Raw genomic sequence first — 26488 nt, 5'->3', positions numbered from 1 at the left:
GATTCGGGCCGCGTTCACAGGTTTCGGCTTCGTGCCATTCGCACATGCAGCGCAAATGAAACAATTCGACACGATTGAAACATATTGCTGAAAATCCGCCGTCCTAGCCTGATTTTCAACGGGTTGGGACAGCGTCCTTCTTCGCCTTTAACAATTTACCGGTTGAAGGTTCGGTCGGCACGGCGTTTCATAGCCCCACAGGAAACGACCCTGGAAAACCGGGGCGCCTTCTAAAGGGAAGAAACATCTATGGTAGGGTCGGCCAGCGCTACATCGCGCGGGGAGGACACCTTTCCGAAGATTCTCATGCGCAACGCGCAAGTCTTCGGAGACCGGACGGCGTTCCGGGAAAAGGATTTCGGGATCTGGCAAAGCTGGACCTGGTCCGAGGTGTGTGAAGAAATCCGCGCATTCTCCATCGGTTTGAAATCTCTGGGCCTGAAGGCTGGAGACAAGATCGCCATCGTCGGTGCAAACCGTCCAAGGCTCTATTGGGCGATGGTTGCCGCCCAGGCACTCGGGGCCGTTCCGGTGCCTGTCTATTCGGACAGTGTTGCCGAGGAAATGGCCTTCGTGCTCGGCCATGCCGAAGTCACCTTCGCGGTGGTCGAGGATCAGGAGCAGGTCGACAAGCTCCTGTCGATGGCGGACGAGGTAAAGTCGCTCACCGAGATCATCTATGATGAAGTGCGCGGCCTGCGCGACTACGATCATACCCACCTGCATGGCTATTCCTCGGTACAGGAAAAGGGACGCGAGCTGCTAGCGGCAACGCCGTCCCTGGCAGCCGAGTGGGAAGCCGGATTTCGCGACGCCAAGGGCTCAGACATTGCGGTGATGCTGTACACTTCCGGCACCACCGGGAGACCGAAGGGCGTGATGCTGTCCTTCGACAATCTGGTCATTTCGGCACGCAACGGCAACAAGTTCGATCATCTGGACGAGACCGAAGAAGTGCTCGCCTACCTGCCGATGGCCTGGATCGGCGACCACGTGTTCTCTCTGGCGCAGGCCTTCACGGCGGCCTATTGCGTCAACTGTCCGGAAAGCATGGACACGATCGACGTGGACCGGCTTGAAATCGCGCCGACCTATTTCTTCGCACCGCCGCGTGTTTTCGAGAACATGCTGACCCGCATCATGGTGCGCATGGAGGATGCAGGGAAAACCAAGCGTGCGATCTTCGACTACTTCATGGAGGTCGCCCGCAAGGTGGGCGAGAAGATCCTGAATGGCGAAACGGTCGGCCTGAAGGACCGGATGCTTTACGCCCTCGGCGAGTTCTGCGTCTACGGACCTCTCAAGAACCGCATGGGTCTTACCCGAATGAAAGTCGGCTACACGGCCGGTGAAGCCATCGGGCCAGAGATCTTCCGCTTCTTCCGCTCGCTCGGCCTCAACCTCAAGCAGCTCTACGGCCAGACCGAGGCCAGCGTCTACATAACGCTGCAGCCGGATGGCGAGATCTACGGCGATACGGTCGGCAAACCTGCTCCCGATGTCGAGCTCAAGATCGCCGACAGCGGTGAAGTGATGTATCGCTCGCCGGGTGTCTTCGTCGGCTATTTCAAGAATGACGAGGCTACTGCCAGCACCAAGACGCCGGACGGCTGGGTGCATACGGGTGATGCCGGCATCATTGCCGAGAACGGCCACCTGAAGATCATCGACCGCGCCAAGGATGTGGGCAAGCTCAACGACGGGGCACTGTTCGCGCCGAAATACATCGAGAACAAGCTGAAGTTCTTCCCGAACATCAAGGAGGCGGTCGCCTTCGGTCATGAGAAGGACATGGTGGGGGTTTTCATCAACATCGATCTGACGGCGGTCGGCTCCTGGGCGGAACGCAACAACGTCAACTATGCCTCCTACCAGGAACTTGCCGCGCATCCGGATGTCTACGGCATGATCGAAAGCCATGTCGATCAGGTGAACCGGGATCTTGCCCGTGAACCGATGATGGCGGGTGCGCAGATCAAGCGGTTCCTGATCCTGCACAAGGAGCTGGACGCGGATGACGGCGAGCTCACTCGCACGCAGAAGGTTCGCCGGAGCTTCATCGCCGAGCGCTATGGTCCACTGATCGACGCGCTTTACGACGGATCCACCTCCAAACATGTGCGTACGGAAGTAACCTTTGAAGACGGCCGCAAGGGCGCAATCGAAGCCACCGTCGAGATCCGCGACATGTCCACCCATGACGCCGGAGCGGGCGTACAGGAGGCCGCCGAATGAACGCGATCGTTTCCGACAAGACGCTGTCGCCGAATGGCGCGCAGGAACCGGCAGAGCGCGAGGTGCTGCTGCGGGTCGATAACGTGTCGCTGTCCTTCGGCGGCGTGAAGGCGATCACCGACATTTCGTTCGACATCCAGAAGGGCGAGATCCGCGCGATCATCGGTCCGAACGGGGCCGGCAAGACGTCGATGCTCAACGTCATCAACGGATTTTATCATCCGCAGGAAGGCACGATCACCTGGCAGGGCCAGGTGCGCCGCAAGATGAAACCTTACGAGGCTGCCAGCCAGGGGATTGCCCGGACCTTCCAGAACGTGGCGCTGTTCAAGGGCATGACCACGCTGGACAACATCATGTCCGGCAGAACTCTGAAGATGCACAAGAACTTCTTCTGGCAACTTCTGTGGCGCGGCCCGGCGGAGCGCGAGGAAATCGAACATCGGCGCAAGGTCGAGGACATCATCGATTTCCTTGAAATTCAGGCAATCCGCAAGACACCTGTCGGGCGCTTGCCCTACGGGCTGCAAAAGCGGGTCGAGCTTGGCCGCGCGCTGGCGATGGAGCCGGACCTGTTGCTGCTCGACGAGCCGATGGCCGGTATGAACCTTGAAGAAAAAGAAGACATGAGCCGGTTCATCATCGACGTGAACCAGGAATTCGGCACGACGATCGCCCTGATCGAACATGACATGGGCGTCGTCATGGATCTCTCCGACCGGGTGGTCGTGCTCGACTACGGCAAGAAGATCGCCGACGGGCCACCGGAGGAAGTGCAGGCCAGCCAGGCCGTTATCGACGCTTATCTCGGTGTGAGCCACTAGGAGGGACGAACCATGCTCTACGACATTTTTATCGATCCCTTCGTACAGATGTACCAGATGCCGGATTTCTTCCTGCAGGTCCTGTGGGAAGGTTTCGTCGCCGGAATTCTGTATGCGCTGATCGCGCTGGGTTTCGTGCTGATCTTCAAGGCCTCCGGCGTGTTCAACTTTGCCCAGGGCATCATGGTGGTGTTCGCCGGCCTGACGCTGGTGGGCCTCAACGAAAACGGTGTGCCTGCCTATCTGGCACTGATCCTGACCATCGGCGTGATGGGGGTTCTGGCATACGGAGTGGAACGGGTGGTCATGAGACCCCTGGTCAACCAGCCGGAAATCATCCTTCTGATGGCGACCATCGGCCTGACGTATTTCCTGGTCGGCTTCGGTGAATTCGTCTTCGGCGGCGAGCCCAAGCAGATGATTACCGAGCAACTGGGGCTTCCAACCGGCTCGACCGCGTTCGAATTCGGTGACCGGGGTCTCGTGATCCTGCAGCATATCGATATTGCCGCAGCGGTGATCGCGGTGGTGATGGTGACGGCGCTCGGCATCTTCTTCAACAAGACGCGGATCGGCCGGGCCTTGCGGGCCGTTGCTGACGACCACCAGGCTGCCCTTTCCGTCGGTATCTCTCTCAACCAGATCTGGGCGATCGTCTGGTTCGCGGCAGGCCTCGTGGCCCTGGCGACCGGCATCATGTGGGGGGCGCGGTCCGACGTGTCCTTCGCGCTGGAAATCGTAGCGTTCAAGGCGTTGCCGGTGCTGATCCTCGGCGGCTTTACGTCGATCCCGGGTGCCATTGTCGGTGGCCTGATCATCGGCTTCGGCGAGAAGATCGGCGAACTGTACTGGGGTGGTCTTGTCGGGGGCGGGATTGAATCCTGGCTCGCCTATATCATCGCCCTGATCTTCCTTCTGTTCCGGCCACAAGGCCTCTTCGGCGAACGTATCATCGAGCGGATCTAGGGATATCTGACCCATGTTTTATCGCGAAGCTGGCCAATTCAAGACGAGCTACAAGGCGGATCAGGCGCTGTTCCCGATCCTCCAGGACCGCGTCGGCCTGGCCGTTATTCTGATCACGGCATTTGCAGTCATTCCGGCCCTTGCCAACGACTTTTTCCTGACCTCCATCATGATCCCGTTCCTGGTGTTTTCGCTGGCGGCAATCGGGCTGAACATCCTGACCGGGTTCTGCGGACAGTTGTCCCTGGGAACCGGTGCGTTCATGGGGGTCGGTGCCTATGCCGCCTACAAGCTGACGTCGATCTTTCCCGATGCCAATGTCATCGTGATGGTTCTGGTATCCGGCGTGTTCTCGGCTGCCATCGGTGCGGTCTTCGGACTGCCGAGCCTGCGCATCAAGGGGCTTTACCTGGCGGTGACAACGCTCGCCGCGCAGTTCTTCCTGGAATGGTGCTTCATCCGTATTCCGTGGCTCTACAACTACAACGCCTCCGGCGCGATCGAAGTGCCGCGCCGCGAAGTTTTCGGCATCATCGCCACGGGGGCGGAAGCAACGCCGCTGGCGCGCTACTTCATTGTTCTCGGTATCACGGTGCTGATCGCCTTCCTGATGGCGAACGTCCTGCGCGGCCGAATCGGCAGATCCTGGATGATGATCCGCGACATGGACATTGCGGCTGAACTCATTGGCGTTCGCCCGCTGCAGACCAAGCTGATGGCCTTTGCCGTGTCGTCCTACATCTGCGGCGTGGCCGGTGCGATGATGGTGTTCTTCTGGCTGAATGCCGCCGAGCCGTCGTCCTACTCCATCCGGTTGTCCTTCCAGGTGCTGTTCATGGTGATCCTGGGCGGCCTGGGCAGCCTCGGCGGAGCCTTCATGGGAGCCGCCTTCATCTGGATCCTGCCTGTTGTTCTGAAATTCGTACCCGGCCTCCTCGGCATCGACCTGGCCGCGGAGACCGTGGAGCACGCGACCTTCATGATCGTTGGCGCTCTCATCATTTTCTTCCTGATCGTCGAACCGCACGGCTTTGCGCGGCTCTGGCAGATCGCGAAGCAGAAGCTCAGGGTCTGGCCGTTCCCTTACTAGGGGCTGCCAGCCTTTTCGCCCGCCATCCGGACATGGACCGATCCGGTGAGGAATGGCGCAACCGGTCCGGCGGTATTCATTTCGATGCCGCGTGGGAGGAGAATATGAAAAGCATTAAGCAATTTGCGCTGGGAACCGCTGTTGCGCTCGGGGTCGGTCTCTCCGGCGCCATGACGACTGCGGTCCAGGCACAAGATACCAACTATGTGCCGCTCCTGACTTACCGGACCGGGCCTTACGCGGGCTCCGGCATCCATATCGCCAACGGCATGCATGACTACCTGCAGATGCTGAACGAGCGCGATGGCGGCATCGGCGGCGTCAAGCTGGCGCTGGAAGAGTGTGAAACCGGTTACAACGCCCAGAAAGGCGTCGAGTGCTACGAAGCCACCAAGGGCAAGGGCGCGCTGGTCTACAACCCGTATTCCACCGGTATCACGCTTCAGCTGATCCCCAAGGCCGGTGTCGACAAGATCCCGGTTCTTTCGATGGGCTACGGCCTGTCGGCTGCCGCTGTCGGTTCCACGTTCCCGTGGATCTTCAACGTGCCGGACACCTATTGGGACGGCGCTTCCGTGGTCATCAAGTACATCGGTGAGCAGGAAGGCGGTCTTGAAAACCTCAAGGGCAAGAAGATCGGTTACATCTTCCTTGACGCCGGTTACGGCCGCGAGCCCCTGCCGCTTTTGGAACAGCTGGCCGAAAAATACGGCTTTGAGCTGCTGCAGTACCCGGTTCCGGGTGCGGAAATGCAGAACCAGTCTTCACAGTGGCTCAACGTACGCCGCGACCGTCCGGACTACATGATCATGTGGGGCTGGGGTGCGATGAACCCGACCGCCGTCAAGGAAGCCGTCAAGATTCGCTTCCCGATGGACAAGTTCATCGGTGTGTGGTGGTCCGCAGGTGACGACGATGCTGCCGCCGGTGGTGAAGGTGCCAAGGGCTACAAGGCACTGAACTTCTCCGGTGTCGGCGCCGACTTCCCGGCTCTCGATGACATCAAGAAACACGTCATCGATACAGGCAAGTCCTCCACCGATGCGGAGACGATCGGAAGCACGCTCTATAACCGTGGCGTCCTGAACTCGGTCATCATCGCGGAAGGTATTCGCAGCGCCCAGCAACTGACCGGCAAGACGGTCATCACGGGCGAAGACATGCGTCTTGGTCTCGAGGCTCTCAACCTGGACGAGGCTCGTCTGGCTGAGCTCGGCCTGAAGGGCTTTGCCCATCCGATGAAAGTGACCTGCGATGACCATGCCGGCAGCCATCCGGTGTTCATCCAGGAGTGGGACGGCAAGAAGTGGCGTCAGGCTTCTGACTGGATCGAGCCGATGACCGATGTGGTCCGTCCGCTGCTGGAAGCAGCCGCTGCGGAATACGCAGAAAAGAATGCGCCGTGGCCGGCGCGCACCGAACCCTGCCCGAACTGATAGGCAGTCCGCTCCGCCGCGCCGCATAAACGTGCGGCGGAGCAACCAGGGAGAAGAGGGAATGGCATTGCTGGATGTAGAACAGCCTGGTTCGCAGGGCGCTCGGGATGCTGCCGGGACAATCCTGTCGGTCAACAATATCGAGGTCATTTATGACCACGTGATCCTGGTGCTGAAGGGCGTGTCGCTGACGATTCCCAAAGGCGGGATCGTGGCGCTGCTCGGCGCGAATGGAGCGGGCAAAACGACCACGCTGAAAGCGATTTCGAACCTGCTTGGTGCCGAACGTGGTGAAGTGACAAAGGGCAAGATCCTTTTCGATGGCGAAGAAGTCCAGGCGCTGTCGCCAAACGATCTGGTTCGCCGGGGATGCATCCAGGTGATGGAAGGCCGGCATTGTTTCGGTCACCTGTCCATCGAGGAAAACCTGCTCACGGGCGCCTACACCCGCAAGGACGGGTACAGCGCCGTGAAGGCGGACCTGGAGATGGTCTACAATTATTTTCCGCGTCTGCGCGAGCGGCGTGGCAGTCAGGCGGGCTACACCTCCGGCGGCGAACAGCAGATGTGCGCTATCGGCCGTGCCCTGATGAGCCGGCCGAAGATGATCCTGCTGGATGAACCGAGCATGGGGCTGGCGCCTCAGCTTGTGGAGGAAATCTTCGAGATCGTCCGCCAGCTCAACCAAAAGGAAGGTGTGTCCTTCCTGCTTGCCGAACAGAACACCAACGTGGCGCTGAAATACGCGACCTACGGCTACATTCTGGAATCCGGCCGCATTGTGCTCGACGGCGACGCCAAGGCGTTGCGCGAGAACGAGGACGTCAAGGAATTCTATCTGGGCGTTGGCGGCGAGGGCCGTCGGTCGTTCCGGAATGTCAAACATTATAAGCGAAGGAAGCGCTGGCTGGCCTGACGGGGTTTCAGACACAGGGCCGAAACAGGCGGAGACGACCATGAGCGACATTCAGTTTGACGCGCGCGAGCGGCAAGACGCCGCTCAGCGCGAACGGGATCTTTTTGCCCGATTGCCGGATCTTCTGGTCCATGCGACAGGCAAATCCTCCGGGTGGGCCGCGCATCTTGACGGATGCGATATTGCTGGCGTTACAGACCGGACAGCGCTCGCGGGACTGCCGGTTCTGCGTAAGTCGGACCTTCTGGAAAAGCAACGGGCACAGCCGCCCTTCGGCGGATTTCTGGCAGGTGAGCTTTCCGGTGCTGCAAGGGTTTTCATGTCGCCAGGACCTATCTGGGAACCGCAGGCACCCGGACTCGATCCCTGGAACGGTGCACGAAGCCTGTTCGCAGCCGGTTTCCGCAAGGGCGATGTGGTTCTCAATGCGTTTTCCTATCACCTGACACCGGGCGGCTTCATTCTGGATCAAGGTGCCATTGCACTTGGATGCACGGTGTTTCCCGCCGGCGTTGGCAATACGGACAGTCAGGTCGAAGCGATCGAGGTGCTCAAACCGTCCGGTTTCGTCGGCACGCCGGACTATCTGAAGATCCTCCTCGATCGTGGCCGGGACCAGGGCCGGGATGTCTCCTCCATCAAGAAGGCCCTGGTCTCGGGCGGTGCATTGTTTCCATCCCTGCGCGAGGAATACGAGGCAGGCGGAATTCGTGTCGGACAGTGCTACGCGACAGCAGACCTCGGCGTCATCGCCTATGAAAGCGAGGCAAGGGAGGGCATGGTCGTCAACGAGGACTACATCGTGGAGATCGTGCGCCCGGGCACTGGCGAGCCGGTGGCAGATGGTGAGGTCGGCGAACTGGTGGTCACCAACTTTAACAGCCTTTATCCGCTGATCCGCTTCGCGACCGGCGATCTGTCCAAGATCATTCCCGGACAGTCGTCCTGCGGACGCACCAACATGCGGCTTGCCGGCTGGATGGGACGGGCAGATCAGCGCACCAAGGTCAAAGGCATGTTCGTCGACCCGGCGCAGATCGCGCAGATCGTTGCCGCGCATCCCGAAATCAGCAAGGCCCGCCTTGCCGTCAGCCGCATTGGCGAGGCGGATGCCATGACACTGACCGTGGAAACCGACGCCTCCGGCAACGGCTTGCCGGAACGGGTTGCGGAAACACTGCGTGAAGTGACCCATCTGAAAGGGGACGTCCTGACCGTTGCTCCGGGCGGTTTGCCGAATGATGGCAAGGTGATTGCGGATGAACGGGAGTACGGTTGAGGCTCGGAGCAACGCGCAGGCATGCCTCCGGAGTTAACGCAAGTTTCAGTCTCATCCTGAGGAAGCGCGCAACCGCTGTTTCGAAAGATGGCTGCATACTCCGGAGCAGGTTGCCCATCCGACGGAACGATGCTGGCGGCTCTCCTCAGTTTGAGGTCTTTTGTTGTTGCACTTCCGCCTGAAATTCGGTGATCTGCCTGCTCAAATCTGCGTATGACAAATGCCGCATTGGCCTCGGCATGTGCTTGGCCTATGTATGGCGTCAGACAGACAGATCGTTTTAGGACCAATCCCGCAGATGACCGTTCAACCGACCGCGCCGATCGCAGCCGACCAGGAAGCCGCATTCAGAAAACTCGACCTGCCGAAGGACCATCCTTCGGTCAAGAGCGGCAAGGTGGGCGTGCTTCTGGTCAATCTGGGCACACCGGACGGCACGGACTATTGGCCGATGCGCCGGTATCTGCGCGAATTCCTGTCCGACAAGCGCGTTATCGAGTGGCCCCGGGCAATCTGGTATCCGATCCTTTACGGCATCGTGTTGATGACCCGGCCAGGAAAGTCCGGCAAGGCCTACGAGGAGATCTGGAACAAGGAAAAGGACGAGTCGCCTCTGCGCACGATCACGCGCAGCCAGTCGGACAAACTGTCCGAAATGCTGGGTGATGCGGACGGCAAGCTGAAGATCGACTGGGCGATGCGCTATGGTCAGCCGTCGATCCCGGACAGGTTGAAGGCGCTCAAGGACGAGGGCTGCGACCGGATCCTGATCTTCCCGCTTTATCCGCAGTATTCGGCAACCACCACGGCGACCGTCAATGACGTTGTCTGCAAGACGCTTTTGAAGATGCGCTGGCAACCGGCGATCCGGACAGTTCCTCCCTATCACGACGACCCGGTCTATGTGACTGCCCTCGCAAAATCAGTTGAGCGGCATCTGGACAGTCTCGATTTCAAGCCGGACGTGGTGCTGACCTCCTATCACGGCATTCCGCAGTCCTATTTCAAACGCGGCGACCCCTATCATTGCCACTGCATGAAGACGACCCGTCTCATGCGCGAGGTCCTGGGCTGGGACGCCGAGAAACTGCGCGTGACCTTCCAGTCCCGGTTCGGTCCGGAAGAATGGTTGCAGCCCTACACGGACAAGACCGTTGAACAGCTGGCCAAGGACGGCGTGAAAAACGTTGCGGTGATGAACCCGGGTTTCGTTGCAGACTGTCTCGAGACGCTCGAGGAAATTGCCGGCGAGGCCGGGGAGATCTTCGAAGAGAGCGGCGGCGAGAATTTCAGCCATATCCCCTGTCTGAACGACAGCGATCTTGGCATGGACGTGCTGTCCCATATCGTGCGGCGGGAACTTGGCGGCTGGATCTGACCAGCCGCAAATCCACAGGCGTTTAACCTTGCCGGTGGAAAATACTCGTAAAATTTCGCGATACTGCCCATAAGTCACGGCACTGTTTCACGAGCGCCTTAAGTGTTTGTGCGAACAGCGCTAGCGGACGCGTGTCCGTATAGGCTCAACGCCGCAAATACGCTGGAAACGCTCTGGTATTCGGCGCATAGTGACGGTGCTATTTTAGAAAATTACGGGAGACGTATATGCCAATCGCGGGATTTGACATTTTCCTGATCGGCCTTGTCGTGCTGGTCATTCTGGTCTTTTTCGCCGGCGTAAAGACGGTGCCGCAAGGCTACAATTATACGGTCGAACGTTTTGGCAAGTACCGGAAGACGCTGACGCCGGGTCTGAACTTCATCATCCCGTTCATCGACAGGATCGGCCACAAGCTCAACATGATGGAGCAGGTGCTGGACGTTCCGACGCAGGAAGTGATCACCCGCGACAATGCGACGGTGAGCGCGGACGGCGTGACCTTCTACCAGGTGCTCGATGCTGCCCGTGCTGCCTACGAAGTGCTTGGTCTTCAGAACGCCATATTGAACCTGACCATGACCAACATCCGCTCGGTGATGGGGTCGATGGATCTCGACAACCTTCTGTCCAACCGTGATGAAATCAATGCCCAGATCCTGCGCGTCGTCGATGCGGCTGCAGAGCCATGGGGCATCAAGATCACCCGTATAGAGATAAAGGACATCAATCCGCCGCGCGATCTGGTGGATGCCATGGCCCGCCAGATGAAGGCGGAACGCGAGAAGCGTGCCTATATCCTTGAGGCCGAAGGCAAGCGCCAATCGGAAATCCTGAAAGCGGAAGGTCAGAAACAGTCGCTTATCCTGGAAGCGGAAGGCCGCCGCGAATCCGCGTTCCGCGATGCGGAAGCCCGCGAACGCGAGGCGGAAGCGGAAGCCAAGGCAACGCAGCTCGTCAGTGCGGCTATCGCCTCCGGTGACGTTCAGGCCATCAACTATTTCGTTGCCAACAAATATGTCGAAGCGTTCAAGGAACTGGCAACCTCGCGCAATCAGAAGACGCTCATCCTCCCGATGGAAGCGACCTCGCTGCTGGGGGCCTTGAGTGGCATAGGCGCCATCGCCAAGGAAGCGTTCGGTGAAGACGGCTCTTCCAAGCGGTCGTCCGCGCGCATTCCCAATACAAGCAGTGATCAGGGAGACGAGAACCGGTGAGCCTGATTGAAAGCACGATTGCGGCCCTCGGTCCCTGGAGCTGGTTCGTTCTGGGGCTTCTGCTGCTGGGACTCGAGATCCTGGCGCCTGGCACGATTTTTCTCTGGTTTGGCCTGTCGGCGCTTGTCGTCGGTGTCGTAGCTCTGTTGTTCGATTTCGCCTGGCAGGTGGATGTTGGGCTGTTCCTCGTGCTGTCACTTGTCAGCCTGCTGATCGGACGCCGGCTGATGCAGAAGCTTGCGTCGGAAAAGGGCGATCCGGGCTTAAACCAGCGCGGCAGCCGTTACGTCGGCCGGGAATTCACCCTTGCTGCGCCCTTGAACGAGGGTGCCGGAAACCTGTCCATCGATGACACGATCTGGCGCATTACCGGACCGGACATGCCAGCTGGCACGAAAGTTCGTGTCGAGGCAATTGACGGGGCGCGGCTGGTGGTCTCGCGGGTCAGCTAGATCTCCACCGGCATCGTACGCGTTTCCTTTGCAGGGGGCTCTTGCCGTCCCGGACTAAAGTTTATGACCGGCCGGCAGTGGCGGTTCTTCAGCCTTGAGCAGAATGCCGATCCTGCGGTTTGCCGCCAGGTAGGGGTCGTTGGGGAACAGCGGTTCGGTGTCGGCCTTGCCGACCACTGAGTAGAACTGATTGTCCGGCACGCCGTATTCGGACAGGATCTGCCGGGCGACATTGGCGCGTTCGCTGGACAGCTCCCAGCCGGTATAGCTTGGATCGATGGACTGACGGCCGGCAGTCGTGTGGCCTGTAATCTCGATGCGATTTGGCATCTGAGACAGCACAGGTGCCATCTTGGCGATCAGGCGGCGGGTGGTTTCGTAAGGATACTTCGAGCCTTCCCGGAACATTGAGCGCCCGTCCTGATCGACGAGCATGATGTTCAGTCCGTCCTCGGATTCTTCCAGAATGATGTTGCTGGAAATCTCGGTGATTTCCGGCATCTCCTGCCAGGCCTGGCGCAGCGAGGCGGCAGCCGTCGCGAATTGCCGCGGTTTTTCGATATCGGCTTCCAGCGTGTCGTGGGTGTTGGCTTCCGGGCCCTGTTTGCGCCGCTGTTCATGGCGCACCTGGGAGAAGTCGGAATCCATCTCCTGTTCGACCTGGCTGATATCCTTCATGTAGTCGCGGATCGGAATGCCCTCGACCTCGATGATACCGGTCTTGCGGGAGGTGTCCTTCACACCGAAGGCTTCGCGCATGGACCCGGCGACCACCTGAAGCTTTTCCTTGTCCTGAATGGAAAAGGAAATGATCAGAACGAAGAAGCAGACGAGCAGGGACATCAGATCGGCAAAGGTCACCAGCCAGTCCGGTGCGCCGCCGCCGCCTTGAGGTTTCTGTTTCTTTGCCATCGCGCTGTGGTCGCTCTTTTGTCAGTTCCGGATCAGACTTGGTACGATCGATTGCGATTGAGCCCTTACCAATCGCTTCCAGGGTTGGCGAACAATCTGCCCGGGTTCATCTGAACGCTTCCTGCTCTAGGCCGCGTCCGCCAGTTCGGCGCGCAATTTGTCCGGCAGGTATGCAATCAGCATTTCCTTGATCAAGGCCGGGCTCTTGGATTCGCGGATCTGGCAAACACCGTCGATGATCAGCGTCTGGTTGAGATCGTCGACGTCGAATTTCGCATCCAGCTTGTCCACCAGAGGCAGACAAAGGATGTTGGAGATCAACGCGCCGTACAGGGTCGTCAGAAGGGCGACGGCCATGGAAGGCCCGATTGCCGCAGGGTCGTCCATATTGGCAAGCATCTGCACCAGGCCGACCAGCGTCCCGATCATGCCGAAGGCGGGAGCAGAATCGCCAAGTGCCTTGAAAACGCGCTTGCCTTCCGCGAGCCGGGAAAGCTGCAGGTCGCGCTCGCGTTCCATCGATTCCTTGATGAATTCCAGCTCATAGCCGTCCGCAATATATTGCACACCCTTGGCAAGGACCGGATCGGAGACGTCCACGTTCTCCAGGCCAAGCGGGCCGGACTTGCGGACGATTTCACCCAGGTTGCTGATTTCCGTTATCAGGTCGCGAGGGCTTGCGTTCTTGCCCGCAAGCGCAACCTTGAACCCTGTGACGAAAGCAGTGGCGATGTCGGTAAGCTGGAAGCGGATCAGCGTGGCGGCGAGACCGCCGCCGACCACGATGAGGACCGACGGCACGTCAATAAACTGACCGAAACTGCCACCAAGAAAAATAGCGGTCGTCACGATGCCAAAGGCACCCACAATGCCGATTAATGTCGCCAGATCCATTCTGTACACACACCAAGGTCTGCGGCGTCAAGCCGATGAAACTTCGGGGCAGTGTAAGAGGCTTATGGCTAATCAAATCCTAATGACGCGCCACTTGCGGGCCGGAAAAGAAACTTTTTCGACCCCGTGAGGCAATATTGCCTGCTTCGGTGAAAGATCAGGCTGCGCCGATGCGAAGAAGATCGTGCAGATGGACAATACCGACGGGGCGACCGTCCTCGATCACGAACACGGAGGTGATCGACAGGCTGTTGGCCAATTCAAGAATTGAAGCCGACAATGTGTCCGGAGAAACGGTCTTTGGAGCACGCGTCATGATTTCACCGGCGGATTTTGCCAGGAGATTTGACGAAACATGGCGGCGCAAGTCACCGTCGGTGATGATGCCGATCAACTGTTTCAGCTCGTCGACGACACCCAGCACACCGAAGCCGCGCTGGGTCATCAGGACGATGCCTTCGCTCATCGAGGTGTTTGCGGACACCAGCGGCATGCGTTCGCCGGTGTGCATGATGTCCTTGGCCGTTTTCAGGCTGGCGCCCAGGCGGCCGCCCGGGTGGAATACGCGGAAGTCCTGCGCGGTAAACCCACGTCCTTCCAGAAGAGCCACAGCGAGTGCATCACCGACGGCCAGCTGAATGAGGGCGGAGGTTGTCGGGGCGAGGCCATGCGGGCAGGCCTCGGTGACAGCAGGCAGGTTCATGACGATATCAGCTGCACGGCCGAGGGTGCTGTCCTTGCGCGAGGTGATCGCGATCAAGGGCACCTTGAAGCGACGGGTGTAGCTGACGATGCCTGCAAGTTCCTGGGTTTCACCCGACCAGGACAGGGCGATCACGACGTCGTCTTCGGTGATCATGCCCAGGTCGCCGTGACTGGCTTCACTGGCATGAACGAAGAAAGACGGCGTTCCCGTTGACGCAAGGCTTGCTGCGATCTTGGTGCCGATATGACCACTCTTGCCGATGCCGGTGATGACAACGCGTCCCTTGCTCTTTTGAATGAGATCGAAGGTCTTCTGGAACGGGATGGCAAGTCCGTTCTTCAGCGCTGCGCGAACGGCACTCAGGCCGGCAATTTCGGTTTCCAGGGTCCGCTCTGCGGAGACGAGGCACAGGGACGTCATGTCTGTATTTTCTTCGGAAACCGGGTCGCGCAGAACGGTGGTCATGAACATAATTCTTTTTTTATTTAGGATCGCCTAGCTCTATGCCAGTCGCCGACGGGGATCAAGAACCCGTGATCTATTAAATGCATTAGATCAGGTGACTTTATGTAACTTTGTGTAACCTTCCAAATTGCGAAAAAGAAACGAAGGATTAACCATCATTCGTCAGGTTGGACCGGACATTCCACGTCGACTGGTCCCGGAATTCATGCGCAGCTTTCTGCCTCTGATCACTTTTCTTGCCGTTTTGCAGGCCGTTTCCGCGGCTGCACAAACGACGCTTGACGATTTGCGTGGATCGGACGACCCAGGCGGGGCGCAAGAATCAGCAGACCCTTCCGATCAGGCAGCCCAGGCGGCAGACCGCAATCCTACGCAGGCAAATGTCTTTTCCCTTCGTTCGACACTGAATTCGGCAACAGCGGAAACCGGATCGAGCGGCCTTGGAACCAATGGCAGAGCCACTCCTGTCAGGCCATTTGCCGACAGGATTGCAGCTGTCGACAGGGCGGTTCCTCTATCGGACAGCGGTATCGACGACAGCGTTTTTGGCGGAGATACGACCTTCGATGCGGCACAGGGGATCCGGCTCGGGTCCTTCACGCTGACGCCCCAACTGACCGTCTCGACAGGTTGGACCGATAACCGGTCACAGGCGGCAGACGGAACCTCTGGCAAGTTCTACCGGATTTCTCCCGATGTTTCGCTGACCTCGAACTGGTCACGCCATCAGCTGGACACGTCGCTGCGAGGTTCCTTCACCGGATATCCCGGTGATACCGACGACAACGAGGCGAATGTCTTTGCGGCGGCAAACCTGCGGCTCGATATCAGCGAAGCGACACAGGTCACGACCAGTATATCCTACACGCTCAGCCAGGAGGACGACGGCAGCGCAGAATCGGCTTCCGGGACCGACTACGATCACGAACTTTCGGGAAGCCTCAGTGGTACGCGCGCAGTTGGCATCGTTGCCGCAACAGCTTCGCTCGGCGTCGACCGGAATTTCTATACGTCGGAAAGCGGCTCGGAATCCGGACGCAACAACACGCTCTACTCCGCCAGCCTGCGGCTGGACGGCAATACCGGCAGCGTGTTTTCTCCGTTCGTCGAGGGGGCGCTGCTTCTGCGGCGCTATGACGATACCTGTAGCGACGCCTTGTGCGAAAAACGAAATGCCAATGGCTATCAGGTCATGGGTGGTGTCACCATCGCATCAGGCCCCAAACTGACCGGGGAACTCGGTGCGGGGTGGCGGATCGAGGATATTGAGGATGAGAGGCTTGAAAACCTGTCAGGCCTGATTGCCGACGCCTCCCTGGTCTGGTCGCCAAGCCGCCTGACAACGGTTACCGCTGGTCTTGGCACCTCCTTCGAGGCGACCGATATCGACGGTGCCAGCGGTTCGATCATCTACTCCGGCGACCTGCGCCTCGCTCATGCCTTCAGTGATCGTCTGGTGGGCGAGACCGGTGTCGGTTACAGTTACCGGACCTATGAAGGTGTTTCGATCGAAGAGCGTACCCTGACAGGGTTTGGTGGTCTGACCTTCGCTGTGACGAAGAACATTGCGGTGACGGCGGATTATACCCATCGTCGTTTCGACAGTTCCCAGCAGGGGAACGACTATTCCGAAAACGCTGTTGAAGCCGGGTTTAGATTGCGGCATTAACGTCACGGTAACCAAATCAACATCATTCATGGGGCGGGGGCAGAAACTTACGGACCTGGGCATCGAGGAGGCCCTGATGCGGAACCTTGCGCAGCTGACTGCGAACGTGAAAACCATATTGCCCTTTTCAGGAAGACTGAGAACCCTCGGGCGCCGGCTGCTTTTGACTGCCGCGGCGACGGGCGCTTTACTGGCCGTTTCGGTGCCGGCACAGGCCGATCAGGGGTTCAGCCAGTTCGTTTCCGGCTTCTGGCCGACGGCCAAGGCAGCCGGCATTTCTTCCCAGACCTACAACGCGGTCTTCACCGGCATGCAGCCGGACGATGACACCTTGCGCCTGATGAGCAAGCAATCCGAGTTCGTGAAACCGATCTGGGATTATCTCGATAGTGCCGTTTCAGACACGCGGGTCGAAAAAGGCCGCGAGATGCTGAAGGAGTACAGCCAGGTTCTTGCGGTCATCGAAAACCGCTACGGCGTCGATCGTGAAGCTGTCCTGGCGATCTGGGGCATGGAAACCAACTATGGCGGCTTCATGGGGCGTCATAACGTAATCCAGGCACTGGCGACGCTGGCCTATGCGGCGCCGCGCCGGAAGAGCTTCTGGGAAAAGGAACTTGTTACCGCGCTGGCGATCGTCCAGGCAGGTCATGTGCGTTTCCAGGACATGGAAGGTTCCTGGGCCGGCGCCATGGGGCACACCCAGTTCATGCCCTCTAGCTGGAAGGCCTATGCAGCCGACTATGACGGTGACGGCCGCCGGGATATCTGGACGTCCATACCCGATGCACTCGCCTCAACCGCTGCCTATCTGCAAAAGCACGGCTGGCAGACAGGCAAGACCTGGGGATACGAAGTAGCCTTGCCCAGCGGGTTCGACTATCACATGGCCGATGGCGAAAAGACGCTGACGCTAGGCGAATGGGGGCGATACGGAATTCGCCGGTCAAACGGCAAGGATTTTCCGCGGCCGTCCGACAACGCCATCCTGGTTCTGCCTGCCGGAGCAAGCGGACCGGCGTTCCTGATGCTGAAGAACTTTTACGTGATCAAGCGTTACAACAACGCGACTGCCTATGCGCTTGCCGTCGGCCATCTTGCCGACCGGATCATTGGCGGCGGACCGATCGAGGGCGACTGGTCGCGTGAGCACCTTCCGCTCAATCGCTCTGAAACCGCGGAATTGCAGGCGCTTTTGAACCAGCGTGGATTTTCTGTCGGTACGGCGGACGGCAGGATCGGACCTGCTACCCGAAAGGGTATCCGAGCCTACCAGCGCTCACGTGGGATGGTTCCCGACGGTTATGCATCCATTGTTTTGCTGGCACGCCTGAAGCTGGACGGCTAAACTGGGCGCAGTGCAGCTACAGCAGGAGCACAGCGTGAGAGTTCAGACACGGCAACGGGAAGGGAAGGGGACACGCGCCGCCTCGCTTCGGATTGTCGTATCCCTTGGGCTTGCGCTTTTTGCCTGCTCTGCCGGACTCTCTGCCGCACAGGACGCGCAGCGCGGTGAAATCGTGGTTGCGCAGAACGGGCCCTTCCGGGGGTTCAATCCGTTTGCTCCATTGCAGCGGCTGTTTGGCGGTGGGGGCGAGAAGCGCAGAAAGCAGCCGCAAAAGACACAGCAGAAGCTGCGGGTTTCCCGGCCCGCGGGTGCACCGCCCAAATTCGACGTTCTCGAAAAGGACCCCAATGCCGGCCTGATCCTGGTCGTTGGAGACCGCATGGCACGCGGTGTCGCCGACGGGTTGAAATACACACTTGCGCAAAAACCACAGATCCGTGTCGAAGCCATTACCGAGGACAAGGAAGGTTTTGTCGGGGAAGGTTCGCCGGACTGGGCGACGCAGGTGGTTTCCAGGATCCGGGGGGCGGACGTTCAGGCCGTTGTGGTGATGATCGGCCGGCAGGACCTGGGTAAATCCTTTTCCGGTGAACCGCCCGTTGAATTCATGACTGCAGAGTGGCTGGAGAGCTACCGCAGGAAGGTCGACGGGCTTGTACGTGTGGTGCGACAGGAAAAGAAACCGCTTGTGTGGGCCGGCCTGCCGCCCACGGGCGACGAACTGGTGAACGCGGATTTCACGCAGCTCAATTCGATCTTCCAGGGCGCGTCGGAGGACAGGCGGGTCCGCTATGTCGACATATGGGATATCTTCCTGGCTGAAGACGGCAGCTTTTCCTCTTACGGACCCGATGTCGACGGCAAGAACACGCGTCTGCGCACGAACGACAAGATCGATTTCACATGGGCAGGCTATCGGAAAGTCGCATTCTTCGTGGAACGCGAACTGTCCCGCCTGCTCGGAGGCTATGGCGGGCTAGCTTTCGAAGGTGTGGAGGATGATCCGAACTTCATCGTCCTGACCGGACGTACGACGTCGCCCGAAGCACTGCTTCTGGGTGGTGAGGATGAAGAAGAGATCAATTCGGCCAGCAGGACCTATCGTTTCTTTGTCAAAGGCGAGCCCTTGCCACCCATGCAGGGACGTGTGGACGATCCACGGATGCCTGCCGTTGCGGTGTCTGCGCCGGCTGCCGCTGTTGAAGAAGTGTTTGCCCCTACAAGTGCCGATTTGCGTGAGAGCTTGAGTTCAGCAGCCAGCCAGGATGCGCAAGGCCGTGTCTCTGTGACTGTGCGTCCGGGATCGGAATGACCCTTTGAAATAGGTCCGAAAAACACAAAACCCCGCAGGCGTTTGCCGGCGGGGTTTTTTCATTTCCGGATGTAGAGTTCAGCGCGGCAGGTCGGTCGAGCCGGTCAGGAACTCGTCAACAGCGCGCGCTGCCTGACGGCCTTCGCGGATCGCCCAGACAACCAGGGACTGACCCTTGCGCACGTCGCCGGCAGCATAGACCTTGTCCAGGCTGGTCTTGTAATCGTCGGTGTTGGCCTTGACGTTGGTGCGGCCATCCAGCTCCAGCTTGTCGCCGGCTTCGGCGATGTAGGTTTCCAGCAGCGGGCCGGAAAAGCCGATAGCCGCCAGAACGAGGTCGGCGCGCAGGATGAATTCGGTGCCTTCGATCGGGCGGCGTTTTTCATCCACGCGGGCGCATTTGACGCCGGTAACCTTGCCGTCTTCGCCGACAAGGGCAAGCGTTGCGGCGGAGAACTCACGTTCAGCGCCTTCAGCCTGCGACGACGAGGTGCGGAACTTGGTCGGCCAGTACGGCCAGATCGCCAGCTTGTCTTCCTTCAGCGGCGGGATCGGGCGAATGTCGAGCTGCGTCACCGACAGGGCTCCCTGACGGAATGCGGTGCCGACGCAGTCGGATGCGGTGTCGCCGCCACCGATGACGACGACATGCTTGCCACCGGCCCAGATCGGGGCCTCGTCGCCTTCCGGCTCACCGCCGACCCGGCGGTTCTGCTGGACCAGGTACGGCATCGCCCAATGGCAGCCTTCCAGTTCCATGCCGGAGACACCCGGATCACGCGGACGTTCGGCACCTGCGCACAGGATAACCGCGTCGTGACGCTCGGCCAGTTCTTCCAGGGCAACGGTTACACCGACATTGACGCCGTAATGGAACGTCACGCCTTCAGCTTCCATCTGCTTCACGCGACGGTCGATGTAGTGCTTTTCCATCTTGAAGTCGGGAATGCCGTAGCGCAGCAGGCCACCGGCCTTCGGCTCACGCTCATAGACATGCACGGTGTGACCAGCGCGGGCGAGCTGCTGGGCGGCCGCCATGCCTGCGGGGCCGGAGCCGATGATCGCCACTGCCTTGCCGGTCTTGGTCGCGGACAGCTCCGGTACGATCCAGCCTTCTTCCCAACCCTTGTCGGCTATCGCCTGTTCCACGCTCTTGATGTTGACCGGAATGTCTTCCAGGTTCAGCGTGCAGGCTTCCTCGCAAGGAGCCGGGCAGATGCGCCCGGTGAACTCGGGGAAGTTGTTGGTGGAATGCAGGTTCTTGAGCGCGTAGTCCCAGTCGCCCTGGTAGACCAGATCGTTCCAGTCCGGGATCTGGTTGTTGACCGGACAACCGGTCGGGCCGTGGCAGAACGGAATGCCGCAATCCATGCAGCGGGCCGCCTGATTGGTGACGTCCTGGTCGTTCAGCGGAATGGTGAACTCGCGGAAATGGCGAATACGGTCAGAGGCAGGCTGATACTTCTGTTCCTGCCGATCGATTTCCATAAAACCGGTTACCTTGCCCAAGGCGACCTCCTCAAAATTTCATGCGTCTGTCCAGGGTGGCTGCAATCGGCCGCGTCATGCGGCCGAGAGCCAGTTCGTGCGTTTGGCCGGATTATTCGGCGGCGACCATGCCGAGGCGCTGTTCTTCCATTTCGCGCAGGGCCCGGCGGTATTCGACCGGCATCACCTTGACGAACTTGGGCCGGTACTGGGTCCAGTTGTCGAGGATTGCCTCGGCCTTTGTCGAGCCGGTCAGTTCCAGATGTTTCGTCAGCATCTGGCGCAGGCGCTCATCGTCATGACGGGTCATGTCGCAGGAAAGGTCCACGCGGCCCTTGTGCTCGATATCGCCACCATGGTGGTGCAGCTTCTCCAGAAGATCGTCTTCTTCGGTCACCGGTTCCAGTTCGACCATGGCCAGGTTGCAGCGGGAGCCGAATGTGCCGTCTTCATCGAGCACATAGGCAATGCCGCCGGACATGCCGGCCGCGAAGTTGCGTCCGGTCTGGCCGATCACGACGACAACGCCGCCGGTCATGTATTCGCAGCCGTGGTCACCCACGCCTTCGACAACGGCAACAGCGCCGGAGTTGCGAACTGCAAAGCGTTCCCCGGCAACACCGCGGAAGTAGCATTCACCTTCGGTTGCGCCGTAGAGCACCGTGTTGCCGACAATGATCGAGTTTTCCGGCACGATCCGGGTGTTCTCCGGCGGGCGGACGATCAGCTTGCCACCGGCAAGACCCTTGCCGACATAGTCGTTGGCATCGCCGACAAGATCAATGGTGACGCCGCGGGCGACGAAGGCGCCGAACGCCTGGCCTGCCGTGCCCTTCAGATTGATCTTCAGGGTGTCGGGGTGTTTCAGGCCCTTGTTGCCGTACCGCTTGGCGATTTCACCGGAGAGCATGGCACCAACCGACCGGTCAACGGAACAGATCGTCTCGTCGACAATTGTCGGTTCCTTGCTGTCCAGGGCCGGCTTGGAAGCGGCAATCAGGCGGCGGTCCAGGATGTCGTGGATCGGGTGATCCTGACGCGTGGTCCAGCGGGTCTCTTCCGGTTTTGCTTCCGGCTGGAAGAAAATACGGGAGAAATCGAGACCCTTGGCCTTCCAGTGATCGATCGCGGCTTCCTTGTCGAGGAAGTCGGACCGGCCGATCATGTCTTCCATCGTTTTGAAGCCGAGGTTGGCCATCAGCTCGCGCACTTCTTCGGCGACGAAGAAGAAGTAGTTGATGACGTGTTCCGGAGTGCCCTTGAAGCGCTTGCGCAGGACCGGGTCCTGGGTGGCGATGCCGACCGGGCAGGTGTTGAGATGGCACTTGCGCATCATCAGGCAGCCCGCGGCAATCAGCGGAGCGGTCGAGAAGCCGAATTCGTCGGCACCAAGAAGCGCACCGATGATGACGTCCCGGCCTGTGCGGATGCCGCCGTCGACCTGAAGGGCGATGCGCGAGCGCAGTCCGTTCAGCACCAGGGTCTGCTGGGTTTCGGCAAGGCCGATTTCCCAAGGAGAGCCGGCATGTTTGATCGAGGTCAGCGGTGATGCACCGGTGCCGCCGTCGTAACCGGAAATCGTGATGTGGTCGGCGCGTGCCTTGGCAACGCCGGCAGCAACCGTTCCGACACCCACTTCCGACACCAGCTTGACCGAAATATCGGCTTCCGGGTTAACGTTTTTCAGGTCGTAGATCAGCTGCGCCAGATCTTCGATGGAGTAGATGTCGTGGTGCGGCGGGGGCGAAATCAGGCCGACGCCCGGGGTCGAGTGACGCACCTTGGCGATCACCGCATCCACCTTGTGACCCGGCAGCTGGCCGCCTTCGCCGGGTTTAGCGCCCTGGGCGACCTTAATCTGGATCATGTCGGAGTTGACCAGATATTCCGTGGTCACGCCGAAGCGGCCGGAAGCAACCTGCTTGATGGCAGAGCGCTGCGGGTTGGACGAGCCGTCCGGCAACGGATTGAAGCGCTCCGGCTCCTCGCCGCCTTCACCGGTGTTCGACTTGCCGCCGATCTGGTTCATGGCGATTGCCAGGGTCGTGTGAGCTTCACGCGAAATCGAGCCGAAGGACATGGCGCCGGTGACGAAGCGCTTGACGATGGCTTCAGCCGGTTCCACCTGGTCGAGCGCAATCGGCGAGCGGCCGATTTCGTCCGCGGACTTGATCCGGAACAGGCCGCGGATCGCGTAGCGTCCACTCTTTTCGTTCACTTCCTTGGCGAAGGCGCGATAGGTCTCCGGAAGCTTCGCGCGCACTGCATGCTGCAGCAGCGCGACGGAGTCCGGGGTCCACATGTGGCTTTCACCGCGGGTCCGGTAAGCGTATTCACCGCCAACTTCCAGCGAGCGGCGCAGGATGGCGACGTCGCCGAAGGCCTGTTCGTGGCGCAGAACGGTTTCATCGGCGACTTCGGCAAGGCCGATGCCTTCGATCATGGTTGCCGTGCCGAAGAAGTATTTCTTCACGAAGGACGAGCCGAGGCCGACAGCGTCGAAAATCTGCGCGCCGCAATAGGACTGGTAGGTCGAGATGCCCATCTTGGACATGACCTTGAGGATGCCCTTGTCGATGGACTTGATGTAGCGGTAGACGACTTCGTCCTGATCGACTTCCTCCGGGAAGTCCATTTCCATATGCATGGAAAGCAGCGTTTCAAACGCGAGATAAGGGTTGATCGCTTCCGCGCCATAGCCGGCCAGAACACAGAAATGGTGCACTTCGCGCGCTTCACCGGTTTCCACCACCAGGCCAACAGAGGTTCTCAGACCCTTGCGGATGAGGTGATGATGCACGGCAGCGGTTGCCAGCAGCGCCGGGATCGCGATGCGTGACCGGCTGATCAGGCGATCGGACAGGATGATGATGTTGTATCCGTCCAGAACCGCTTTTTCGGCGCGCTCGCACAATTCGTCGAGAGCGCCTTCCATACCGACAGCGCCTTTTTCGGAATTGTAGGTGATGTCCAGCGTCTTGGCGGAGAACTGGTTGTCTGCGATGTCGCCGATGGCGCGGATCTTCTCCAGATCCTCATTGGTGAGGATCGGCTGGCGCACTTCCAGCCGCTTGGAGGTCGACAGGCCTTCAAGGTCGAAGATGTTCGGACGCGGGCCGATGAAGGAGACAAGGCTCATCACCAGCTCCTCGCGGATCGGATCGATCGGCGGGTTGGTGACCTGAGCGAAGTTCTGCTTGAAATAGGTGTAAAGCAGCTTGGACTTGTCGGAGAGCGCTGAAATCGGCGTGTCCGTGCCCATGGAGCCGATGGCTTCCTGGCCGACGGTTGCCATCGGGGTCATCAGAAGCTTGATGTCTTCTTCCGTGTAGCCGAAGGCCTGCTGGCGGTCGAGAAGGCTTTCACCGGCTACCGGCGCGCGCTGGCGCACGCCCGGAAGGTCTTCCAGTACGATCTGGGACCGGTGCAGCCAGTCCTTGTACGGGTTGGCCGTGGAAAGCTGCCGCTTGATTTCGTCGTCGGAAACGATCCGGCCTTCGTCCATGTCGATCAGCAGCATCTTGCCCGGCTGCAGGCGCCATTTCTGGACAATGCGCTCTTCTTCGACCGGCAGGACGCCAACTTCGGAAGACATGATGACGAAGTCGTCGTCAGTAACGATGTAGCGGGCAGGACGCAGGCCGTTCCGGTCCAGCGTTGCGCCGATCTGGCGACCATCGGTGAAGGCAACGGCTGCAGGGCCGTCCCACGGCTCCATCAGGGCAGCGTGGTATTCGTAGAAGGCACGACGGTTGTCGTCCATCAGCGGGTTGCCGGCCCAGGCTTCCGGGATCAGCATCATGGCTGCATGGGCGAGCGAATAGCCACCCATGACCAGGAACTCGAGGGCGTTGTCGAAGCAGGCGGTGTCCGACTGGCCTTCATAGGAAATAGGCCAGAGCTTGGAGATGTCGTCGCCGAGCAGCGCCGACGATACGGACGCCTGACGCGCCGCCATCCAGTTGACGTTGCCGCGCAGCGTGTTGATCTCACCGTTGTGCGCAACCATCCGGTAGGGGTGCGACAGATCCCAGGACGGGAACGTGTTGGTGGAAAAACGCTGGTGGACAAGGGCCAGGGCCGACGAAAAGCGCTCGTCCTTCAGGTCGGCGTAATAGGCGCCAAGCTGATAGGCGAGGAACATGCCTTTGTAGACGATGGTCCGGCTGGACATTGAAACGATATAAAAGCCTTTCGAAACCGCATCGGTTTCGGCACGCACACGGTTCGAGATGACCTTGCGCAGTACATAAAGGCGGCGTTCGAAGGCATCTGCCTCACCGCCGGTCTTGCGGATGAAGACCTGACGGGAAACCGGTTCGGTGGCAGCGATGTCCGGCGCCTTGGAAAGCGATGAATTGTCGACGGGCACGTCACGCCAGCCGATCAGTTCCTTGCCTTCGTCTTCAATGACACGCTCGATGATGGCTTCGCACTTGGCGCGCAGCTCATCGTCCTGCGGCATGAAGATGAAACCGACACCATATTCACCGGCATCGGGAAGCGGTGTGCCGGCGTTCGCTAGTTCTTCTGCAAAGAACGCGTGCGGGATCTGCACCAGCATGCCTGCGCCGTCGCCCATCAACGGGTCGGCACCAACCGCGCCGCGGTGCGTGAGGTTTTCAAGAACCTGCAGACCGTCGGCAATAATCTTGTGGGACTTCTCGCCTTTCATGTGGGCGACAAAGCCGACACCGCAGGCATCGTGTTCGCGCGACGGATTATAGAGCCCTTTGTCGGCGGCCGTGCTCAGTCGTTCCGCAAGTGTAGTGGTTGCGGTGGTCTTCATGTCCACGCTCCCAGCTTGCATGGCTGTGCTCGTCGTCAGCTCTATCTTCGTCATGTGCGCCCTCACTGTTGACCCCAGTGCCGCCGTGGCTGGGAGCGTCCGGTTCCGTTCGGGTCGCATTCCATCAAGAATGCGGTCCGGCGAACCCTGGCTTTCCTGCCCCGGCTCTGTTGTTGTATTAACCACGGCCGTTTATCAAAGCAAACCGCCGCATTGACGCAGCGGTCCTCCGCTGCCGAAACGTTCCGTCTCGCTTCCTTGCAGATCCTCCCCGGATCCGCCCAGTGGTCAGCCTGGCTATCACCGATGCCTTTTTGTCCTGCGCCCTGTCCGGGCCGTTTTGGGCATGGCGATAATTGGGACAGCATACCTGTCCTATTCCAAGCGGCGCGAACATGACAGATTTCGCCGTCGTGAGCAAGAGTGTTTCTGCGTCGCCGCATTATAATTGTTTCGCGCGAAAAGTGCCAATCGTCCGGAAAGGTCAAAACCGACGATAAATATGTAAGAATCTTGCGTTTGTTAAACTTTGTGCAGTTATGCTCGCAAAACAGTCACATGCGTTTGATTTCCTATTTATCTTCAATAGGGTCATCTACGGTGGGTGACTGGCGGCCCAGCAAAAACGCCGGTACGCAGTGATTTTTCAACGACGAGAGGAGATCGAGATGAAGCATAAGGCCATGTCTGCAGCAATTGTTGCCGGTGCGGTGGCAACCGCGGTTGCGGGTCTGTCGTCAACCGTTCCGGCCCACGCCCAGGCCAAGGAAAAATGCTATGGTGTGTCCCTGAAAGGTCAGAACGACTGCAAGGCGGGTGCAGGTACGACTTGCGCCGGTACGTCGACTGTCGACTATCAGGGCAACGCCTGGACCCTCGTCCCGAAGGGCACCTGCGTGACGATGGATGTTCCTGGTGGCCGTCACGGCTCTTTGACCGAACTTACGCGCGACCTGCCGGAAGCCTGATAGGCTTCAGACGGCCGCAACTGCGGCAATCTGGTCAGGCAGGCACCTGCTTATCCCGCACTTGGTGCCGAGGCGGGCAGGGCGCCAGCCCTTTCAAAGTCATGAGCCATGGTGCTTCAGTCAGTCCAGTCTGAAGATGTCCTC

19 protein-coding genes are annotated in these 26488 nt (G+C 59.6%); 14 read left to right on the top strand and 5 right to left on the bottom strand.

Annotation, left to right across the window (positions count from 1 at the left end; genetic code table 11):
* Nucleotides 1-249 precede the first annotated feature (249 nt).
* The 10 genes from HCG46_RS07550 (at nucleotide 250) to HCG46_RS07505 (ending at nucleotide 11793) form a co-directional block, all read left to right on the top strand.
* The gene (locus HCG46_RS07550) at nucleotides 250-2235 is read left to right on the top strand and encodes an AMP-binding protein (RefSeq protein WP_055661165.1); all 1986 of its coding nucleotides are present in this window, start codon (nucleotides 250-252) and stop codon (nucleotides 2233-2235) included.
* On the top strand, nucleotides 2232-3059 hold the full coding sequence (locus tag HCG46_RS07545) for an ABC transporter ATP-binding protein (protein ID WP_023003592.1): 828 nt from the start codon (nucleotides 2232-2234) through the stop codon (nucleotides 3057-3059). Before HCG46_RS07550 ends, HCG46_RS07545 begins: the two co-directional genes overlap by 4 nt.
* Nucleotides 3060-3071: 12 nt before the next feature.
* Entirely contained in the window at nucleotides 3072-4025 is a 954-nt protein-coding gene (locus HCG46_RS07540) for a branched-chain amino acid ABC transporter permease (protein WP_023003590.1), read from the top strand.
* Nucleotides 4026-4038: 13 nt separating this feature from the next.
* Nucleotides 4039-5115, top strand: coding sequence for a branched-chain amino acid ABC transporter permease (locus HCG46_RS07535; RefSeq protein WP_023003588.1), 1077 nt, complete (start codon nucleotides 4039-4041; stop codon nucleotides 5113-5115).
* Between the two features lie 104 nt (nucleotides 5116-5219).
* Nucleotides 5220-6551 carry an ABC transporter substrate-binding protein gene (locus HCG46_RS07530; protein ID WP_031270547.1) on the top strand — a complete coding sequence of 444 codons (1332 nt, stop codon included), beginning with the start codon at nucleotides 5220-5222 and terminating at the stop codon, nucleotides 6549-6551.
* A gap of 61 nt (nucleotides 6552-6612) precedes the next feature.
* Complete coding sequence (locus tag HCG46_RS07525; RefSeq protein WP_023003584.1) at nucleotides 6613-7467, top strand: ABC transporter ATP-binding protein; 855 nt, start codon at nucleotides 6613-6615, stop codon at nucleotides 7465-7467.
* A gap of 40 nt (nucleotides 7468-7507) precedes the next feature.
* Nucleotides 7508-8746: an AMP-binding protein gene (locus tag HCG46_RS07520; protein WP_168685414.1), complete on the top strand. Its 1239-nt coding sequence runs from the start codon at nucleotides 7508-7510 to the stop codon at nucleotides 8744-8746.
* Nucleotides 8747-9044: 298 nt separating this feature from the next.
* Entirely contained in the window at nucleotides 9045-10124 is a 1080-nt protein-coding gene (gene hemH, locus HCG46_RS07515) for a ferrochelatase (protein ID WP_023003580.1), read from the top strand.
* 227 nt (nucleotides 10125-10351) lie between these two features.
* Nucleotides 10352-11341, top strand: a complete 990-nt coding sequence (locus HCG46_RS07510; protein WP_023003577.1) for an SPFH domain-containing protein — start codon at nucleotides 10352-10354, stop codon at nucleotides 11339-11341.
* On the top strand, nucleotides 11338-11793 hold the full coding sequence (locus tag HCG46_RS07505; protein WP_077291733.1) for an NfeD family protein: 456 nt from the start codon (nucleotides 11338-11340) through the stop codon (nucleotides 11791-11793). Before HCG46_RS07510 ends, HCG46_RS07505 begins: the two co-directional genes overlap by 4 nt.
* A gap of 54 nt (nucleotides 11794-11847) precedes the next feature.
* Here the strand turns inward: HCG46_RS07505 and HCG46_RS07500 are convergent, their stop codons facing one another.
* The 3 genes from HCG46_RS07500 to HCG46_RS07490 form a co-directional block, all read right to left on the bottom strand.
* Nucleotides 11848-12705 (bottom strand): flagellar motor protein MotB, encoded by an 858-nt coding sequence (locus HCG46_RS07500; protein ID WP_023003573.1) that lies wholly within the window; start codon nucleotides 12703-12705, stop codon nucleotides 11848-11850.
* 126 nt (nucleotides 12706-12831) lie between these two features.
* A complete protein-coding gene (locus tag HCG46_RS07495; RefSeq protein WP_023003571.1) occupies nucleotides 12832-13599 on the bottom strand; it encodes a MotA/TolQ/ExbB proton channel family protein in 768 nt (255 codons plus the stop codon).
* A gap of 157 nt (nucleotides 13600-13756) precedes the next feature.
* On the bottom strand, nucleotides 13757-14770 hold the full coding sequence (locus HCG46_RS07490) for a KpsF/GutQ family sugar-phosphate isomerase (RefSeq protein WP_023003569.1): 1014 nt from the start codon (nucleotides 14768-14770) through the stop codon (nucleotides 13757-13759).
* 205 nt (nucleotides 14771-14975) lie between these two features.
* Here HCG46_RS07490 and HCG46_RS07485 point away from each other — a divergent pair, with 205 nt between their 5' ends.
* From HCG46_RS07485 to HCG46_RS07475, 3 genes are all read left to right on the top strand, one after another.
* Nucleotides 14976-16439, top strand: coding sequence for an outer membrane beta-barrel protein (locus HCG46_RS07485; protein WP_055661168.1), 1464 nt, complete (start codon nucleotides 14976-14978; stop codon nucleotides 16437-16439).
* A 76-nt stretch (nucleotides 16440-16515) separates the two neighbouring features.
* Complete coding sequence (locus HCG46_RS07480; protein ID WP_055661264.1) at nucleotides 16516-17787, top strand: lytic murein transglycosylase; 1272 nt, start codon at nucleotides 16516-16518, stop codon at nucleotides 17785-17787.
* A 34-nt stretch (nucleotides 17788-17821) separates the two neighbouring features.
* Nucleotides 17822-19099 carry a GDSL-type esterase/lipase family protein gene (locus HCG46_RS07475; RefSeq protein ID WP_168685412.1) on the top strand — a complete coding sequence of 426 codons (1278 nt, stop codon included), beginning with the start codon at nucleotides 17822-17824 and terminating at the stop codon, nucleotides 19097-19099.
* Between the two features lie 78 nt (nucleotides 19100-19177).
* Here the strand turns inward: HCG46_RS07475 and HCG46_RS07470 are convergent, their stop codons facing one another.
* Nucleotides 19178-20608 carry a glutamate synthase subunit beta gene (locus tag HCG46_RS07470; RefSeq protein WP_031270545.1) on the bottom strand — a complete coding sequence of 477 codons (1431 nt, stop codon included), beginning with the start codon at nucleotides 20606-20608 and terminating at the stop codon, nucleotides 19178-19180.
* A gap of 91 nt (nucleotides 20609-20699) precedes the next feature.
* On the bottom strand, nucleotides 20700-25376 hold the full coding sequence (gene gltB, locus HCG46_RS07465; protein WP_205838380.1) for a glutamate synthase large subunit: 4677 nt from the start codon (nucleotides 25374-25376) through the stop codon (nucleotides 20700-20702).
* A 668-nt stretch (nucleotides 25377-26044) separates the two neighbouring features.
* Between gltB and HCG46_RS07460 the strand changes: the two genes are divergently transcribed.
* A complete protein-coding gene (locus HCG46_RS07460; protein ID WP_023003557.1) occupies nucleotides 26045-26344 on the top strand; it encodes a DUF2282 domain-containing protein in 300 nt (99 codons plus the stop codon).
* The last annotated feature ends 144 nt before the right edge of the window (nucleotides 26345-26488 follow it).

Source organism: Labrenzia sp. PO1 (assembly GCF_012273635.1).
Classification (GTDB): Bacteria; Pseudomonadota; Alphaproteobacteria; order Rhizobiales; family Stappiaceae; genus Roseibium; species Roseibium algicola.
The sequence above is the reverse complement of the archived record's forward strand: the minus strand, read 5'-3'. Positions and strand labels throughout refer to the sequence as shown.